Source organism: Lentisphaera marina (assembly GCF_028745505.1).
Classification (GTDB): domain Bacteria; phylum Verrucomicrobiota; class Lentisphaeria; order Lentisphaerales; family Lentisphaeraceae; genus Lentisphaera; species Lentisphaera marina.
The window spans coordinates 2571059-2587728 of record NZ_JAQZZL010000001.1 but is presented as its reverse complement, the minus strand read 5'-3'; the positions used below and the strand labels follow the sequence as shown (position 1 = coordinate 2587728).

The 16670-nt window shown below is 41.6% G+C and carries 13 protein-coding genes; 3 read left to right on the top strand and 10 right to left on the bottom strand.

Annotated features, from left to right (window positions below):
- Positions 1-6 precede the first annotated feature (6 nt).
- The 3 genes from PQO01_RS10360 to PQO01_RS10350 are packed head-to-tail and all read right to left on the bottom strand — an operon-like array spanning position 7 to position 2829.
- Complete coding sequence (locus PQO01_RS10360; protein ID WP_274313940.1) at positions 7-795, bottom strand: 3-ketoacyl-ACP reductase; 789 nt, start codon at positions 793-795, stop codon at positions 7-9.
- Positions 796-804: 9 nt separating this feature from the next.
- Entirely contained in the window at positions 805-1959 is a 1155-nt protein-coding gene (locus PQO01_RS10355; protein ID WP_274313939.1) for a Gfo/Idh/MocA family protein, read from the bottom strand.
- Between the two features lie 33 nt (positions 1960-1992).
- A complete protein-coding gene (locus tag PQO01_RS10350; RefSeq protein WP_274313938.1) occupies positions 1993-2829 on the bottom strand; it encodes a sugar phosphate isomerase/epimerase family protein in 837 nt (278 codons plus the stop codon).
- A gap of 204 nt (positions 2830-3033) precedes the next feature.
- Here PQO01_RS10350 and PQO01_RS10345 point away from each other — a divergent pair, with 204 nt between their 5' ends.
- The 3 genes from PQO01_RS10345 (at position 3034) to PQO01_RS10335 (ending at position 5380) form a co-directional block, all read left to right on the top strand.
- Complete coding sequence (locus tag PQO01_RS10345; protein WP_274313937.1) at positions 3034-4008, top strand: LacI family DNA-binding transcriptional regulator; 975 nt, start codon at positions 3034-3036, stop codon at positions 4006-4008.
- A 123-nt stretch (positions 4009-4131) separates the two neighbouring features.
- On the top strand, positions 4132-4848 hold the full coding sequence (locus PQO01_RS10340) for a TVP38/TMEM64 family protein (protein ID WP_274313936.1): 717 nt from the start codon (positions 4132-4134) through the stop codon (positions 4846-4848).
- A gap of 85 nt (positions 4849-4933) precedes the next feature.
- Positions 4934-5380 (top strand): GatB/YqeY domain-containing protein, encoded by a 447-nt coding sequence (locus PQO01_RS10335; protein WP_274313935.1) that lies wholly within the window; start codon positions 4934-4936, stop codon positions 5378-5380.
- Positions 5381-5450: 70 nt separating this feature from the next.
- Here PQO01_RS10335 and PQO01_RS10330 read toward each other — a convergent pair whose 3' ends face one another.
- The 7 genes from PQO01_RS10330 to PQO01_RS10300 all read right to left on the bottom strand — a co-directional run bounded on the left by PQO01_RS10330 (position 5451) and on the right by PQO01_RS10300 (position 16586).
- A complete protein-coding gene (locus PQO01_RS10330) occupies positions 5451-8780 on the bottom strand; it encodes a DUF7133 domain-containing protein (protein WP_274313934.1) in 3330 nt (1109 codons plus the stop codon).
- A gap of 138 nt (positions 8781-8918) precedes the next feature.
- On the bottom strand, positions 8919-9329 hold the full coding sequence (locus PQO01_RS10325) for a hypothetical protein (protein WP_274313933.1): 411 nt from the start codon (positions 9327-9329) through the stop codon (positions 8919-8921).
- Positions 9330-9530: 201 nt separating this feature from the next.
- A complete protein-coding gene (locus PQO01_RS10320; protein WP_274313932.1) occupies positions 9531-13676 on the bottom strand; it encodes an amylo-alpha-1,6-glucosidase in 4146 nt (1381 codons plus the stop codon).
- 49 nt (positions 13677-13725) lie between these two features.
- Positions 13726-14508 carry an indole-3-glycerol phosphate synthase TrpC gene (trpC, locus tag PQO01_RS10315; protein ID WP_274313931.1) on the bottom strand — a complete coding sequence of 261 codons (783 nt, stop codon included), beginning with the start codon at positions 14506-14508 and terminating at the stop codon, positions 13726-13728.
- The gene (locus PQO01_RS10310) at positions 14495-15325 is read right to left on the bottom strand and encodes a transglutaminase family protein (protein ID WP_274313930.1); all 831 of its coding nucleotides are present in this window, start codon (positions 15323-15325) and stop codon (positions 14495-14497) included. Before PQO01_RS10310 ends, trpC begins: the two co-directional genes overlap by 14 nt.
- On the bottom strand, positions 15322-15861 hold the full coding sequence (locus tag PQO01_RS10305) for a lytic transglycosylase domain-containing protein (protein WP_274313929.1): 540 nt from the start codon (positions 15859-15861) through the stop codon (positions 15322-15324). The genes PQO01_RS10310 and PQO01_RS10305 overlap by 4 nt, the downstream gene beginning before the upstream one ends.
- A complete protein-coding gene (locus tag PQO01_RS10300) occupies positions 15858-16586 on the bottom strand; it encodes a hypothetical protein (RefSeq protein ID WP_274313928.1) in 729 nt (242 codons plus the stop codon). The genes PQO01_RS10305 and PQO01_RS10300 overlap by 4 nt, the downstream gene beginning before the upstream one ends.
- Between the last annotated feature and the right edge of the window lie 84 nt (positions 16587-16670).

The following is a 16670-nucleotide window of genomic DNA, read 5'->3' as shown; positions in this document are numbered from 1 at the left end:
ATTCTCCTAGAGGTGTCTGATTTGGAAGCCACCATCAACATCAATGACTGTGCCCGTTGAGAATGGGAAGTCGCCATCGATGAGTGATTTGGCAGCGAGACCGAGGTCTTTGGCTGTGCCCCAACGTTTTTGTGGGACGAGACCATCTTCTATAAGGGCATCATATTTTGATGTGACGCCAGCGGTCATGTCGGTTTTCATAATGCCAGGACGTAGTTCATAGACTTGGATATTTTCATCGGCAAGGCGCTGAGACCAAAGTTGTACTGCCATCGAGAGACCTGCTTTTGAGATGCAGTAATCACCACGACTGATAGAAGCTGTGTGTGACGAGATGGAAGTAACGAAAATAATGCGGAAACCACCTTTGAGTGGCGATGGTTTTTCTTTGAGCCAGTAATTAGCGACTTCCTGAGTAAGGAAATAGGGACCCATGAGGTTAGTTTTGATTAATGATTCAAATGATTCCTCACTGGCTTCGGTAATATCTGCACGTACGCTTGGAGCAATACCAGCGTTGTTTACCAAGGCATCAAGACGTCCGAAATGATCGAGTACGGCTTTGAGCATTGCTGAACGTGATTCAGAAGATGAAATATCGCCACGCACAGGGAAGAATTTTTGATTATCGTTGGGTGCCGCCTGGCGACAGAGCTCAGCAGCCTCTTCAGCTGCGACCTGATTGCCAGCATAATTAATAGCTACTGAGTAACCATTTGTGGCGAGTTCGATGGCAATGCCACGGCCGAGGCCGCGGCTTGCGCCAGTTACTAAAACTACAGCTGCTTCGCTCATCGTTCTACCTTAACCTAACTCGGGGACGTCAACCCAACGTCTTTCTTTGTGAGAATCGAGGCTGAGTTCAGCGAGTTGAACCCCTTTAGCACCTTCGAGTAATGACCAACGGAAATCTTCATCGAGTTCAACGTGACGGATGAATTTTTCCCACTGAATTTTAAAGGCATTATCATAGAAACCAGCATCAGGTACTTCATGCCATTGATCGAGGTAGTTAATTGGTGAATCAATATCTGGATTCCAAACTGCTTTTGGAGTGATGGAATGAGGTTGCACTAAACATTTACGTAGGCCAACAATCGCAGAACCATGAGTTCCGTCCACTTGAATAGTGAGTAGATCGTCTTTGCGAACGCGAGTATTCCAGCTAGAAATCATTTGGATATGCTTACCATTTTCGAGTTCGAAAGTTGCGTAGGCAGTATCATCTGCAGTACATTTGTAAGTATCGCCATTTTCATCAACGCGCTCGTCGAGGATAGTCGCCGCACGGCAAGAAACTGATTTTACTTCGCCAAAAAGGTTGTCGAAAACATAACGCCAGTGACAGTGCATATCGATGATCATGCCACCGCCATCTTCTTCACGGTAGTTCCAGCTAGGGCGCTGCACCGGTTGGTCTTCCACTTTGCCGTCAAATACCCAGTAACCAAAATCACCTTTGATTGAGAGAATATCGCCAAAGAAACCCTGTTCTTTAAGCATAGAGAATTTACGTAGGCCTGGGAGCCAAAGTTTATCTTGAACTACGCCATTTTTGAGTCCAGCATCAGTACAGAGTGTGTAGAGGTAAAGAGCTTCGTCAGTAGTGATTGCAGTTGGCTTTTCGCAGTAGATGGCTTTGCCAGCTTTAACGGCCATTTCAACAAACTTACGACGGAATTGAGTTCCTGATGAGTCGAAGAAAATTTTGTAGTAAGGATCATCGAGTACTGACTGAAGGTCAGTTGTGTATTTTTCGATACCGTATTTTTCTGCTAGAGCTTTGATCTTGTTTTCATTACGGCCAGTAAGAACTGGATCAGGCATGAGAGTGAGATCGTTATTAATTTTAATTCCGCCTTCTTGCATGATGGCGTGAATTGAACGCTCTAAGTGTTGGTTAGTACCCATACGGCCTGTAACGCCGTTCATGATGATTCCGATTTTTCTGATTTCCATGGTGTTATTCCTTGTTTGTTTTATAAGAGTTTTCTAAGCTTTTGGCTCAGATAATTGGTTGTAAGAGGCAATGATTTTGTCTAGGTAAAGTTTTTGATCCATTTCCCAGTAAGAGTTGGAGAAGACTTCAACTTCGTGGAAGCCATTGAAGCCAGCTTCGGCAACCCATTCACTGATGCGGTCGATAGGAATTACGCCTTCGCCCATGAGGCCACGATCATTGAGCATGTCACTGGGATTCGTTTTCCAGTCGCAGATATGGTAGGAAAAGAGGTTGCCATTTTTACCACAGCGCAAAATTTCATTGCGTAAGTGTTCTTCCCAGTAAAGATGGAAAACATCAACAGTTACGCCGACATGTGAGTGATTGAGTCCTTCTGCCAATTCATTGGCAGAGCGCATAGAGCTAATTGCAGAGCGGGTATCGGCATACATGGGGTGAAGTGGTTCAATACCTAATTTGACTCCTGCTTGTTCTGCATGTGGTAGGAGTGCCGCAATACCATCGCGAATCTGTTGGATGTTGTGTTCAACGCTTTGACCTGGTGTAGCACCGCAAACAAGAACTACGAGTGGGGCGCCAATAGCTTGGGCTTCATCAATGATTGTTTTGTTTTCATCTATAGCAGCTTGACGTTCCGATTTATTTTCACCAGTGAAAAAACCACCGCGAACTAAAGATACTGGGCTTAAACCCGAGTTTTTGATATCGCGATTAACTTGTTGTAAATCTTTACCCTCGATAACATTGCGCCATACCGAAATGCCGCCGATGCCAGCCTGTTCATAATTGCTAAGGCATTCATCTAAAGTCCATGGCTTATTGGTCATGGTATGAATACAGAGTTTACTAAGATCTTTTTGGGCCATTGTTGCAATCCTTATTTCATTTGTTGCATGCAATGTATGTCCAGTTTTTATTGCATGCAAATATATTTTAATAAAAACTTAATGTTTTTTATTTTTTGAGTATAAAGTTCAGTATTCTCAGTTTAGAAATAAAAAATCTCTAAGCATTTGTTGCATGTAAAAAAGTCGTTATTGTAGATGTAAATAATAATTAAAGGTGAGTCTATGTCAGTTACTATTTATGATATTGCAGAAGAAGCAGGAGTTTCAGCTAGTACTGTTTCACGAGTTTTGAATAGCTCGTCATTAATTAGTGACGAAAGATCCAACAAGATTATTGAGATTGCCAATCGTCTAGGCTATACCAAGCGCTCTATCAAAAAACAAAAGAGCCGCGCCATATTAAATATTAAATTAGTTCTGGGGCAATTAAGTGACCCTTCCTTACCGCTGTTTTACTCAGTTCCAGAGCTCATTGATGGTATAAAAGCTGGAGTCCCGGAGAATCAACTCAATATTATTTGTGAGACAAGTACCAAAACGAAAGACCTTTTTTCGAGCAAGAAGAGTGGCCAAGCCGACGCAGTCATTTTTGCTTTTTGTCAAATACCTAAAGCAACAGAAATTTACCTCAAAGAAAACAATATTCCCTTTCTCGTTTTGAATAGGTCGCCCATAGAGAATGACTTCATTACCTTCAATAACCAAGAGGCCATGAAAGAGCTTGTGAAAAAAAGTGTAAGTCGATTGAGTAAGCCAGTCTTTCTTGAGATGTATGGAGAAAATGAAATAACCCTGGAACGTCGAAAAGGTTTTATTAAGGCTTGCGAAGAAACGTCGATTAATCACTATGAGTGTATTGAATTAACTGATCTGGAACAAATTAATGAGTCATTCCTCAGGCGTTTAAAAGAAAAGCAGCAGTCAGATATTATTGCAATGAACGATATCTTGGCCAGCGTTTTTATGTTTCAAGCCTTAAAATATTCTTACAAAGTCCCTGGAGATTTTTCGATCTCTGGTTTTGATGGTTCAAGCGTAAGTTCAGTTCTGCCAGGTGAATTGCGTACGGTGAGTTTGCAAATCAATAGATTGGGACGAAAAGCGGGTGACTGGATAACGAAGCGTGTGCTCGAACGTGACGAAGAAGTGTACCAAGTTTTTATAAAGGGTAGGTTTATCGAAGGTAACACTTTCTGATCAATTAAGCCTCGATAATAATCTTCATATGAGGTTTAAATCTTTTTGAAGAGAAGTATGTAAGTGGACGTCAAATTGATCGGCTGTATTAAAGAGCCGAAATTAAGGATGAAAACGGAGCATATGTTTAAAAAAATCACTACTTTCATTAAAGACCTAGGTAACTTTGGCCCCATTTTGGCTTTTTCGGTTATGGGTCCTGGAGTGGGCGCCATTGTTTTGAGTGCTAGCACCGATGTATGGTTCGATGCCTTGCGTTCCCACCCCATGAGTTTATTGATCTTCTTAATCTTGGGCTTAATTCTTACTGGTTGTTCATTAATTCCTACCCATGCAGTGTCTTTGTTGGGGGGTATTCTCTTTGGTCATTATTTAGGGCCTATGTATGCACTGGGGACAATTACACTAGCCTCCATGTTTTCCTACATCTTGTTTAGTCGCTTTTTAGACGATGAACTTTTAGCTTTATTAAAGAAAAAGCCTCGTGCTCATATGATTTATACGGAGTTATTGAAAAGCCATGGCTTAAGAACTTTGAGTATGGTTATCTTGATTCGTTTATCTCCCATCATGCCCTTTGCGGGAACTAACGTGCTTTTGGCCGCAGGTAAAGTGAATAAACTGGAATTCGTCTTTGGCTCAGCCATAGGTTTAGCACCACGCGTGATTCTGGTGAGTATTGCTGGTTCTAAACTGTCTAGTCTAGATTTGAGTCAAGGAGCTGATCGCTCACTTTTTGTTCTTGGCTTAATTGCGACCATTCTGAGTCTGGCGATTATTGGAAGCGTTTCTAGAAAAGCTTTGCGCAAGATGGTGACTCACGAGCCTATACAAGACTAATTTTTTGTCTTTCGCAACGGTCTAAAGCTTTTAAAGAGCTTATTAGGAGTTAGCCTAGTTCATTGAATTTAAATTAGGAGTTCACATGAAAACGCGTTTGATGAATGATTTTAAAGAATCCATGAAAGCAAAAGATGCCACTAGGAAAGCTGTTGTAACAGAAATTCGTGGTGCAATTAAAAATAAAGAGATCAATGAAAAGATTGAAGTGACTGATGCTCAGATCACGACCATCATTCAGAAAATTCAAAAAGAAATGCATGAATCACTCGATGCTTTTGAAAAAGCGGGCAACGCAGAGCAAGTGGCCGAACTCAAGGCGCGTTTAGAGATTGTGGCAACTTACCTTCCTAAAGAAATGGATGAAGCTGAGATGAAAGCAATCATTGAAAAAGTGATTGAAGATCTTGATGATAAGTCAATGAAAAATATGGGTCGTACAATTGCCTCGGTGAAATCACAGGTCGAGGGGGCGGGCTTCTTAGTTAACGGTGGCAAGCTTTCGGGTTTAGTTAAGGCGGCCTTGAGCTAGAATAAGTTACTTAAATAAAAAAGGCCAGCTTCTCACAAGAAGCTGGCCTTTTTTATTGATTGAATAAATTCTACTTCATGGACTCGAGGTAATCGATGAGAGAAGTGAATTCATGTAAGTTGAGGTTAAAAACTAGACCAGGTGGCATTTGCGACATCTTGTTTAGTTTTTTATCCTGCATATGTTCTTTCGTCACTTTTTCTGTATGACCAGCTGCATTCATGAGGTAGTAATAGGTATTGTCTTCATCCACGAGGAAACCAATATGAGGTGGTTTACCTCCTTTTGGAAAGATTTCATAAGTAGGAAAACCTTGTGCAATGGCTGCTGGCGGATTAAGAATAGATTCAATGAGGAATTTTCTTTGGAACTGACTTCCAGCCGTTCCCATATAAGGTCCTTTCTGAATCGCGGCATTATTGACGGCGTGACAAGCAATACAGTTGTTTTTGTTAAACAGCTTGGCACCTAAGGCAATATCACCTTTGTTTTCAAGAGCGTATTTTTCAGCTCCTTCTAAGCCTGCACTTAGGAGTGGTGCTGATTTTTTAGGATCTTTTGCAACTTTCACAACCACTTGATGCATATCCATGACAAGCTTTGCGGCCTTACGAGTTCCTTCGTAATCCCAAGTTAAATTAGCTTGCGCTCGTTTTTTATATTTATCATCGAGTAGGTAAAGATCGGCAATCGCTTGGTAGTAACCAGGGTTATGTAAACCTACTTCGCTATCGATAATTTTTTGATTCGCGACAATTTTCTCACCAATGTTTTTATAGAAAGCAAAGAAAATTTTCTTCCATGCTAAAGCAGCCGCTTGGTCATCCAGTTCGTTAGCTAATTTAGCGAGATCCGCAAAATCACCTTTGTTTTGGCTTGGGAAAGTCCAGTAGTCGTGGGCAAGAGCTTTGACCGCTTTTGCATTTGGGTCTTTTTTGTCGAGAGACTGAATATCCGCTTGGAATTTAGAAAGGCTCGTTAAGAGTGCCTTTGTTGCGATGAGACGCATTTCTTTAGAAGCTTGAACCTTCTGTTCATTAACAACTTTTTCTTTTGGTGCTTTTCTGCCTTTGCCTTTTTTGACCCAACGAATGGCGCCGGGATCAATCCATTCGCTAAAGCTACTGAGTTTATTGGCGACTTTGAGGCGAGTGGGCCAAGGTTTTGCACTATCAAGTGCGGCTGCCTGTAAAGTAGAGATATGCTGTTTTGTAGGTGTTTGAGCATCCAGTGCAGAGAAGAGAATATCTACGCCTTCGAGCTTAAGTTTAGTTGTGTCAATTTGATTGAGGGCCAATTGATCGATCACATCAACTTGTGAACTCGCTTTAAATTTACCAAAGTTAGTTTCGATGGCTTTGATAATTTTAGCTGTTTCTTGCCACTTTTTACCTTCGTAGTAAGGGCCACTATCATTTGGGCGCGTTCCCCACCAAGCAACTAAATCCCATTCAGCTTCTTTACGAGATAGACGTGCAAGTATATCGAGAATAAGTAAACGACTAGCATCATTCCATTTATCCTTTGCGAGTTCCGCAATTAGTTGATCAATGAGTTTTGGGTCGTGAACTGTTTTAAGTGCATAAGAAAGAGTTTTTTGAGTCTTATAATCACCAGACTTAAAGCGAGCTAGGTAATGCTGCCATGCTTGTGGATGGTTTTGTGCCAAGCCCGCAAGAGCACGAGAGGCTAAGTGAGGTAAGGCACTAGTGCCTAATTTACCAACGCTATCAGCTTTCCATGATTTTGTGGCAGCTTCGATGAGGGCATCACTGCTCGCTTCGCTGAATTTATTTAGGCGACGCAAACTAATAAAAGCTTGAAGTCGAACCTTAGGGTCTGTATCACTAAGGTAGGGTGAGATAAGTTCAGGAGAAATATGAGTCATTTGTGATTTGCGGTCAGTTAGAGCCTTAAGCGCCATTTCGCGCATGCTGCGGTCAGTTAAAAGTTTTTTACAGGTATCATGACTCGCTTCGCCCAGGGCTTGTTTGAGTGTGAACAGAACTGCTGTGCGAGCATTGACCGAAAGCTTTTTATCCAAGCAAGCTTGAGTCAGTAGAGCAATACTCTGCTTAGATAATGGCTTTTGTAGTAAGTATTGCTGTGCATGGAGTCGGATGGTTGAGCTCGGACCAGTGAGGTGCTTAATCAATTCAGCATTATTGGCTGTCTTTAAATTTGGAGCTTTAGGAGCATTGTAGCCCTTAATTTTCGCAGAAAAGATACGACTTACGGGTTTGTTGTCACCCGCATAAGCAAAGCTAGCACCAACCCAGTCAGAGAAGTAGAGTTTGGATTGCCCATCAACTTCAATATCGGTTGCACGAGTCAGTGGGGTGAAAATATTTTGCTTAACTTCATAAGTTCCATTCTTGGCTCTCATATCAAAGCTAAAAACTTTACCAGTAGTCCAATCACATGTGTAGAGTTTATTATTGATGTCTTTTGGAAAGCCAGGCTCATCTAAGAAAAGCACTCCCATACCGGAGCCTCCGCCATAATCGCCGAGAGAGGCAATGTGTTCGTCTGGGAAGTTTTGGTAGAGTTTGGGGTAGCCAAAGTCAGATTCAGGAACTTGGTGGTGAACACGTAAGTTCCAGCCCTTACCATCGTTGGTATTGTCACGGGTGAATAATTCTAAAGTAGGTGAAATGGCGACATCGAATTGGTTACGAGTATTATCAACATACATTTCCAGTTCACTGCCATCAGGTCGAATACGAGCGACACCACCTCCGTGAAAGCGGAAAACTTCGCCACTCGCTGTTTTTGAGTCTTTAATGCCAAAGTCACCAACGGAAACGTAGAGCCATCCATCAATACCCATACGAACGCCATTTGTCGTATGGTCAGCTCCACGTGGGTGTTCAATACCACCGCCCCAACCATCAGCTAAGAGAGTCTTTTGATCAGCTACGCCATCACCAGTCGTGTCTTTAAAAGCCGTTAAATAAGGAGGGTGTAAGAGATAGTAAGTACCAGCGACAATATGACCACCACGAGCACTCTCGATTTTTGGGATGAAGTCCACAAATTTATCGGCCTTGCCATCACCATTAGTGTCCTTGGCAGTAACAACATTACCTAAGCCAATGTAGTGGCCTAGGCTACCATTAGGGTCTTGTGAGACGTATAGAGTTCCATCGACGTCAGCAGAAACGGCGGTAACATATTCGATAAAGGGGGGAGATGCAAATAAATTATGCTCAAAGCGATCGTCGAGAGTGAGGGATGCTTCACGATGTTTTGCATAAGCAGGGCTTTTGTAAGCGGCATCTTTATCAATAGCTTTTCTTGTGAAAGGCTTAGTATTATCTTTGGCAGGGGGAGCCGCAAAAAGCGAAGCATTAATAAGTGCCATGCCTGCGAGAAGTGGAGTGTATTTGGAACGTTTCACAGATTATCCTTTTTTAGTCATGTTTTAATTAGACTAAATCAGGGAGCGTGGATCTAAACAGCTTTTAGGTAAAAAGTTTAGGGATCTCTGCAAATCTTTCGAGGCAATAAAAAAGCCCACTGTGAAGTGGGCTTAAAATTATTTCTGAGCGACTAGCTTGGTGTAGGAGTTTTTATCCAGTTCAAGTTTAGTTTCTCCAAGGACTTTTACTTTATGAGCAATTGTACCTAAGCGGTTGCCTTTTTTATCGCGTCCAAATTTGAAGAGAGTGAAATTGTTAGCTTCTGTTTTGATAAAGAGCATTTTTTTCTTTGCGTCTTTCAGTTGGCAAAAGCCATTAGCATCAAAATCAACACTGCTTTTTCCTGCATCATCATTCCAAGTGCCTACAACATTTTCATGTGGGTAGATGTCGGGAAGTAAGTAGTCATATTTTATAGTGAGATATTTGTGACTATAAAATACAGCGGCAAAAATCATAATTGATAGTACAGTCGCTTTACAATAGTCTAAAGCTTTAGGCTTTCTCGGTTTTTCATTGTCTGACATAATTGTTTCATCCATATCTTATTTGGTCTATAAAAACTAAATCGTATATATTAAAGCATATCTTTCACGCAAATCAAAAAAAACATAAATTTTTATCAATGGTCAAATTTAGTGCGATTTTGTACTTAAATGAACTTAACGTAAGCAAGAGAGATTTATTGTAAAAAAGTATAAAAAAAATACTATTTCACGAAAAATTCACTAATGTTTACATTTTTTCAAGACGCGGAGCAGTTCTGTGACAGACCAAGCTTGAGCATCACAACCCCTGGGAGTGTGCGGTGCAGAACCGTCCATAACTTCTGGGATTTGCTCTAAAGCACCCGTATTAAATAGAATTCGCGAGCTATATAAAAGTGACTTAACTGTTGGGATAGCTTCTTCACCATAAATCTTCAGCATCGCCTCTGGGTAAGAAGGGAAGGGCCAATTCCAAGCAGTACCATTATGATAGGCAGGTTTCCTTCTTGTGTCTTCGTCCCCTTCATAATGATGGAAGTATGGGTTCTGAGGGTTGTTGAGCAATTCACCATAATTTGAGTAAACTGGCAAGGGGAAGTCATTGTTTCTATCTGCTAAACTTCTGATGGCACCAGGAATTAGCAGGCAGGACGAAGATTCAAAAATCGCTTGTTGCATGTCTTTATCTTGAATGACGTCAAGTGTGATGGCAAAAAGTTGGTTGGAGCGCAGAGCATCATCGGCCTGAGATTCATTGGCGGGGTGATAACTTTTGCAATGAAGGCAGTCAGATAAAAATCCGCGTTCTTCATTCCAAAAATATTTAATAAATGAATTGAGTGCTTTGTCTGCAAGGTTCTGCCACTTTTTATCAGCAGTATACTTAAAGAGTATGTTGAGTGCCTTAATCCAGAAAACTTGAATTTCTACGGGGTAGCCTTCACGGGGTGTGCCCGCAGGGTAATTGGTATCCATCCAAGTGAAGTGAGATGGACTGTAGACTAATAAGGATTCAGGGTCGACTTTAATGCCATTTGGGGCACCGGCGATGTAGTTGTCCGCAATAGATTTCATTATGTCGAGCAATGTACGACCATTACAATCTAACTTAAGGATTTTATCATCACCGCAGTCTTCGATATAATCATTGCAAGCAATGAAGAACCACAGAGGAGCATCGCTCGTATCGCGATTGGCGGCATCGGCACCGTGAATAGAGTTCGGTAGCGTGCCAGCTTCTTCAAAGCTTGCAAAACGCTGGAGGATTTTTACGACATCTTCTCCAAAACCTGCGCTGATAAGACCACGGCAACAAATTAGGGTGTCACGACCCCAATCCAAGAACCAAGGGTAACCAGCAATGACCGTTTTCATGCCATCACGTGCAACAACATAATGACTGACTGCCTCTGTAAGTTGATCCAAGTATGAATTTAATTCGTTTTTCTGTGGCGCTACAATATCAGCTATTTTAGTGCCTTGACTCTTGCTATCTCGCAAGACTTGTCCAAGTAGAGTACAAGATTCGCCTGGCTTGAGGTCGAGTAAGAAGAAGCCAGGACTATATAAGTCACAGTGACTTTCGAGCCCACGCAAAGCCTCGTTTCTTTGATACTGGTTATAAGACCACTCATCTTCACGGTGGAATTCACCATTTGAGCTCTTCAATAAGAATTGGCGACTCGCATCGGGAGCAAAACGCAATTCACGTTTTTTCGATTTTACTTTGCTAGACCACAGACCTTCAAGTCCTGCGCCGGCTTTTGTGTCGGAGTGGAAATCGCGATCTTCTAAATCCACGCGGATATAGATTTTTACGCTAGTTTGAGATGCTTCTTTAAGAGAGCTTTTCTCTCGAGAAATGATAAAGGTCGTGGCGTTTTCTCCCGGTAGCATAAAGGCTTGAACACTAAGAATGAGGCAACGATGATGACCGAGTGGAAGTTCATAAATGAGCTTGCGGTCACGGCCATTACCACGGATTTCTGTGAGGAATTTTTCTGTGAGCTCATAAGTGGCGTGATGACAATCGACATAGATGCGATTGCGACGCCACATAATATGACGATTCTCGGGGTAATCTGGACTTAAGTTTGCCGCCAAAAGGGCATCATAACGCGTCCAAATATTTGAAATCCCAGTGTTGAGCCTCATCATGGCGCCTTTGCCATTGGTGTCGAGAATTACATTATTATAATCCTGGACGGGGTATTTATCTTCGTAAGGCAGATCAACGGTGCTCAAGCGAACGAGTGTTGACTCATGTTTTTCAATCCCATTGGGGCTATTGATCTCTAGCTTTAGATCTTCATAAGAAATGTGGCCTTGATCTTCTAGTGGCATTAATAAAATGTAATGAAGACCATCGTTTGCTTGGAAAGAATAATGCTTGCGACCAAATACAAAAACCTTAAAGTTATAGGGTGCTTTGAATAAAATTGACGAATCAACAGGGCAAGGAACTTGGCGCTTTAGGTCGAGAGGGAATTCCCAGCTGGTGGGGATAATATTTTGTTCTCTAAGCCATTTGAGAGGGGAGTCCAAAAGTTTAGTAACTTGGGAATCTAAGTCATTTATTAAATTAAAGTTATTTAATTTCTGAGATAGGCTAGAGATAACTTTTTTAGCTTGTTGATGCTTCTGTTTATCTTGCGGGCAATCGAGTTTGTCTGAGTGATTGCCAAGGCAAATGATTTCTCCAGGCTCAAGTGTGAAATGCAGCTGCTTGTTACTTAAGTCGATATTTTTGTTGCCAATGAGTAGGTCCGCGTAATGATGAGGAGGCTCTAAATTGACCTCTTGAGCATGTTCCATATCTAAGTTGATGAGAATGAGGACAGGTGCAGAGCCTTGTTCTGAATACCTTTCATAAGCGAGTAAGTTAGAATTGTTTACTTGGATTTCTTTGATTTGAGAATTTTCGAAGAAAGCTGGGTGGGTATGGAGGACTTGATTTAGTTCTTTGATTTCTTTAACTAAATTTTCTTCAGCACCCCAATTTAAAGCACTTGCACCATGAACATTAACTTTCTCTGTGGCTAACCATTCGACGCCATTGGTGAATCCAAAGCAGCCATTATGTGAGAGCAGAGCAGATAAAGTTGTACGTGATTTTGCCCATAGGGAGGATGTTGCCGCAAGCCTCATGTTATCATGAGTCTCGGCATAGTGAACCATGGGGCCGTATTTTTGACTAAAATCAATTGAGTACTTCATGTACGCGCTGATTTGATCTTTATTATAATTTTGGAAGAGCTCGGAGTAAGCCCAGTTGAGGTTACAGTGGTTCAACATATTTTCTGTCGTTTCCCAAGGACCACCTAAGCCTTCTAATAAGAAGATTGTTTCTGGGTATTGCTCACGAACTTTTGCAGCAATGTATTTCCAGGCGGGTTCAGGTATCATGTAGCCAGCATCACAGCGGAAACCATCGACTCCACGCTCACACCAAGTGAGGAATACATCGGCCAAGTAAATCCATAGCTTGGTATCTTTGTGATTGAGTTCCGTTAGGTCTTCCCAGACAGTTCCCCAAGCACCAGGTTGAAAAATATCACCATTATCGTGGCGTCTTACCCATTCAGGGTTTGTTTCATGAATCTTGGAAGCCCAGCCAGTATGGTTGATGGCAATATCAATAATAATGCGCCCTTGCTTGGCATGGACCGCATCGACAAGTTCACAGAATTGTTGGACAGGAGTTGTCTTTAAATTGAAGTTACAAAGTTCGGGATTTACAGCGGTAAAATCGAGGGCTGCATAGGGGGAACCATAGCGTCCCATGCGGGCATAGCTTGTAGGCGTCGGGTTAATCGGCAATAGGTGAAGAATATCGCAGCCTAAATTATCAAAAATATGATCGAGTTCTTCAATGAGGTCTGAAAATTTTCCAGAAGGAGGGATGACAGTGTACCCCTGAGCGTCGAGATCTTTTAAATTATCGTGATCGGGGGCGTTTTGTAAGTTTTTGTTCTGGCCAAATTGACGAGGGAAAGCACAATAGATACTATTGGCATAGCGAGTACTGTTAGGTTCAATGTTCAGTACAATATCGGCTCCATCTTGCCAGACTTGTTGGCCGTTTCCTAAGACGAGGTAGGCTTTAGCTCTAAAATGACCGGCTTCACTTAAGGGAAGAGTGATAGAGAATGATCCATTGCCAAGGTCGTTCATGGGGTAATCATTCCAGCCCAAATCAAATTCAGTTTCATCATTTTCGATATGACGAATAACTTGTTCATTTCTGATGGCAGATTGATTGATGTTTGTTCTTAAATAAGCTTTGCCTGGAAGTTGACTCGTTAAGGTGAATTCTTGTGTGTCACCTGAAAATTTAAGGACGTGATCCCCCGTATTTGGTGTGCTCGATAACTTAGCGTCTGACATTTTTTCTACCCTCGAAATTTTTTTGTGTTTAAGCCTGCAAGCAAGTGGATTAGACTTGACCTTCCTGTAACTCTTTAAATTTTTGCGGATCACGCATGAGTGATTCTCCAACCAAAATTGCTGAACAGCCACAATCTAAAAGCAAGCGACTATCTTTACCAGTTTTTATGCCACTCTCGCCAACTAAAATTTTGTCATTGGGAATGAATTTAGATAATTTCCCCGTTAGGCTTAAGTCAGTGGTGAAATTGCGGAGGTCGCGATTGTTAACTCCGATAATTTGAGCTCCGGCAGCAAGGGCCTTGTGAGCTTCGTCTTCGTCGTGTATCTCGACGAGTGCTTCCATGTTGAACTTTCGTCCAATTGCAAGGAAATTGCGTATCTCTTCTTCTGTCAAGACTGCGGCAATTAGTAAAAAAGTATCGGCACCAGCAATGCGAGCTTCGTGGATTTGGAGTTCATCAATAATGAAATCTTTACGTAAAAGTGGTAGGTCAACTTCTTTGCGAATGGCAGCGAGGTAGTCTAGGGATCCCTGAAAGTAATCGCGGTCCGTGAGTACCGAAATAGCGGCAGCACCAAGGGCGGCGTAATTTTTTGCGATGGCCACGGGATCAAAATTTGGCGAAATTACTCCTGCTGAAGGCGAGGCTTTTTTAGCTTCTGCAATAACAGCGAGACCTGACTGAGCTTTTAGGGCTTGAGCGAAATCTTTTTTTGTAGGACCAACTGCGTAAGCCTGTGCTTTGATCGCTTCACGCTGATCTTCCTGTGCTTTGATTTCTAAATGTTTGGTGGCAATTATTTTTTTGAGTATGTCAGCTGGATTCATTATTATTAGTACTTAAAATATTATCGTTGTGTTTACCGATGGGATAGGGGAAATCGGCGAGTTCAGTATTGCTAATTTTTGACATTAGAGTCGAAAGTGTATGTAAAATTTTGAGTTGCCCCTCGACTAAAGCCGATAGATAGAGATTGGCAATCACTGTCAAGATTAGTCCTTTCTCTGAACAGGGGTGCGCCTTAATCTTTTCGTCAATCAAAGTGCATTTCCAATTGTGGGCGGGTTCAATCAACATTTTATGGTTGTCAATTAAGCAGTGATGCCCCTTGTGAAGGACAATTTGGAAAGGCCAGTGAAAGCGTCTGCCAAGTAATTGTGCAATGATACATAACATCAGTGGGCTACCTTCACCATTGATGAGTACAGAGCTAATAAGGTTGATGCCAGAGTCTAAGATATCATTCTTCGGGACATAATAGCTTTTGTCCTTCATGTAGTTGCAGAGCTTAGCAGTGTTGAATTCGCCTGAGCTCAAGTTTTTGTAGGCTTCCTCCATGGAACTCTGCAAATCGGAGCGTCGAAGTTCGGGGTAGTAGATTGAGTTGAGGAAAATTAAATCCTCCCAGATAAGAATTTCATCATTCTCAATGCGTTTGATGAAATCTTTAAGACATATCTTTTTTTCAAGTATAGCTTCGATTTGGTGCACTCTTTGACGAATCAAGGGGTTGGCCGATTCCTGAAGTTCTCTAAGTGCAGGGAAGATTTCAGGGCCATATTGTAGAAGTTTACTAATTGCTATGGTCGCAATTTTCTGATCTTCGTCTTCTAAAAGTTTTAATAGAGCTTCTTTCTCGCTCATTTGTCTTGCTCCAAATATTCGGTTCTATATAGCAGTATATCACTTACATATTTTTTCGTCATGGGAAAAGTGATTCTTTCCAAGACTTTTCCGTCATATTTTTCCGGAAGCCAGTTTTCTTTGCGCAGATTGCCTAAGCCCGCATTGTATTCGGCTAGAGCTAAAAGTGTTCCCTCATCGTATTTTTTCCAGCGTTTGAGGTTAACGGATAAGAGGTAAGTACCAATATCAATATTAATTTCTGGGTCGAGAAGTATGTCGTAGTGTTGGAGTTTTTTTCGTTTACTTAAACGCGCCCATTCATCTGCAGCAATAGGCATGATTTGCATGAGGCCATATTCACCTGCTAAGCCTTTTTGGCGAGCTATAAAACTACTTTCTTTACGTATGAGTGCCTTGATTAATGAGAAGGGAACTTGGTGGCGCTCGGATGCTTTGCGTATGGTTTTGTCGTAGAGGTCGCTGCTTTTACTTCTATTCAAATAGGCTAAGATACTTAGGAGTAAAATTAAACTTATAAAAACGATTTTTCTCATTCAGTAAAAGCTTGGTCCAGTAGGGCTTGTTTATTGATGGTGATATTGCCACCATTCACAATAGGTGAGTGATTGAGTCGGTGAATTAACTTATCGCATTTGGTCAGATCTTCACTAGTATTTTCAAGCTCCGCCAGCGAAAAGGCTTTTGGATTGAGGCGCAAGTCCTGTGCAAGTTCATCTAAAGCTTCTTTAATATCCTTCAAAATTCCACTTTTTATCGAGCTCTTTTTGCCACTTCCTTTGAGCTCACTCTGGACTTCTCTTCTGAGGATATCGAGTTCCTCACTAATTTCTTCAAGTAAGTACTCGCGTTTGAAGTTTTCTTCCCCAGTGAAGGTTTTCGGTAATACAGTAATGAAAAGAATCTCAAATAACAAAATTAGCGCAATTAAGCCTCGCGCAGTCAATGATTTGACATCTTCTCGTCCAGAAACTTCAGCACGTGCGCTTTTGACCGAAGCAATGAAACGAATTTTGCCAATAGTAAATTCGCGCCCACTCAAGATATGAGTATTTGATCCTGCTTCTAGAGCTTGCTCTTCATACTCGGCCTTGCCTTGATGAAGTTTGAGTTGAAAGCCTCTTGCCACTTCTTCTATAGAAAAACGACTTTCTCCTATTAATGAACTGAGCTGATCATGAGATGAGCTATCTAGTAAAGATTCAGTGCATTCGATGATGAGAGAGTCAGTTTCGCTGTTAACAAATAAGCTAAAAGACATGTTGTGGATTACCGTAAAAAATTAATTATTTGAGCAATCTAATCTAATATTTGTTTTTATCCCTAAGAAAAGTGAAATTTTTGC

What these genes read in the sequence shown, in the direction of transcription:
- PQO01_RS10335 (WP_274313935.1), top strand. Translation starts at nt 4,934, where the DNA reads ATGAAAACGCGTTTGATGAATGATTTTAAAGAATCCATGAAAGCAAAA.
- PQO01_RS10325 (WP_274313933.1), bottom strand. Translation starts at nt 9,329, where the DNA reads ATGTCAGACAATGAAAAACCGAGAAAGCCTAAAGCTTTAGACTATTGT.
- PQO01_RS10300 (WP_274313928.1), bottom strand. Translation starts at nt 16,586, where the DNA reads ATGTCTTTTAGCTTATTTGTTAACAGCGAAACTGACTCTCTCATCATC.
- PQO01_RS10305 (WP_274313929.1), bottom strand. Translation starts at nt 15,861, where the DNA reads ATGAGAAAAATCGTTTTTATAAGTTTAATTTTACTCCTAAGTATCTTA.
- trpC (WP_274313931.1), bottom strand. Translation starts at nt 14,508, where the DNA reads ATGAATCCAGCTGACATACTCAAAAAAATAATTGCCACCAAACATTTA.
- PQO01_RS10355 (WP_274313939.1), bottom strand. Translation starts at nt 1,959, where the DNA reads ATGGAAATCAGAAAAATCGGAATCATCATGAACGGCGTTACAGGCCGT.
- PQO01_RS10340 (WP_274313936.1), top strand. Translation starts at nt 4,132, where the DNA reads ATGTTTAAAAAAATCACTACTTTCATTAAAGACCTAGGTAACTTTGGC.
- PQO01_RS10345 (WP_274313937.1), top strand. Translation starts at nt 3,034, where the DNA reads ATGTCAGTTACTATTTATGATATTGCAGAAGAAGCAGGAGTTTCAGCT.
- PQO01_RS10360 (WP_274313940.1), bottom strand. Translation starts at nt 795, where the DNA reads ATGAGCGAAGCAGCTGTAGTTTTAGTAACTGGCGCAAGCCGCGGCCTC.
- PQO01_RS10310 (WP_274313930.1), bottom strand. Translation starts at nt 15,325, where the DNA reads ATGAGCGAGAAAGAAGCTCTATTAAAACTTTTAGAAGACGAAGATCAG.
- PQO01_RS10320 (WP_274313932.1), bottom strand. Translation starts at nt 13,676, where the DNA reads ATGTCAGACGCTAAGTTATCGAGCACACCAAATACGGGGGATCACGTC.
- PQO01_RS10350 (WP_274313938.1), bottom strand. Translation starts at nt 2,829, where the DNA reads ATGGCCCAAAAAGATCTTAGTAAACTCTGTATTCATACCATGACCAAT.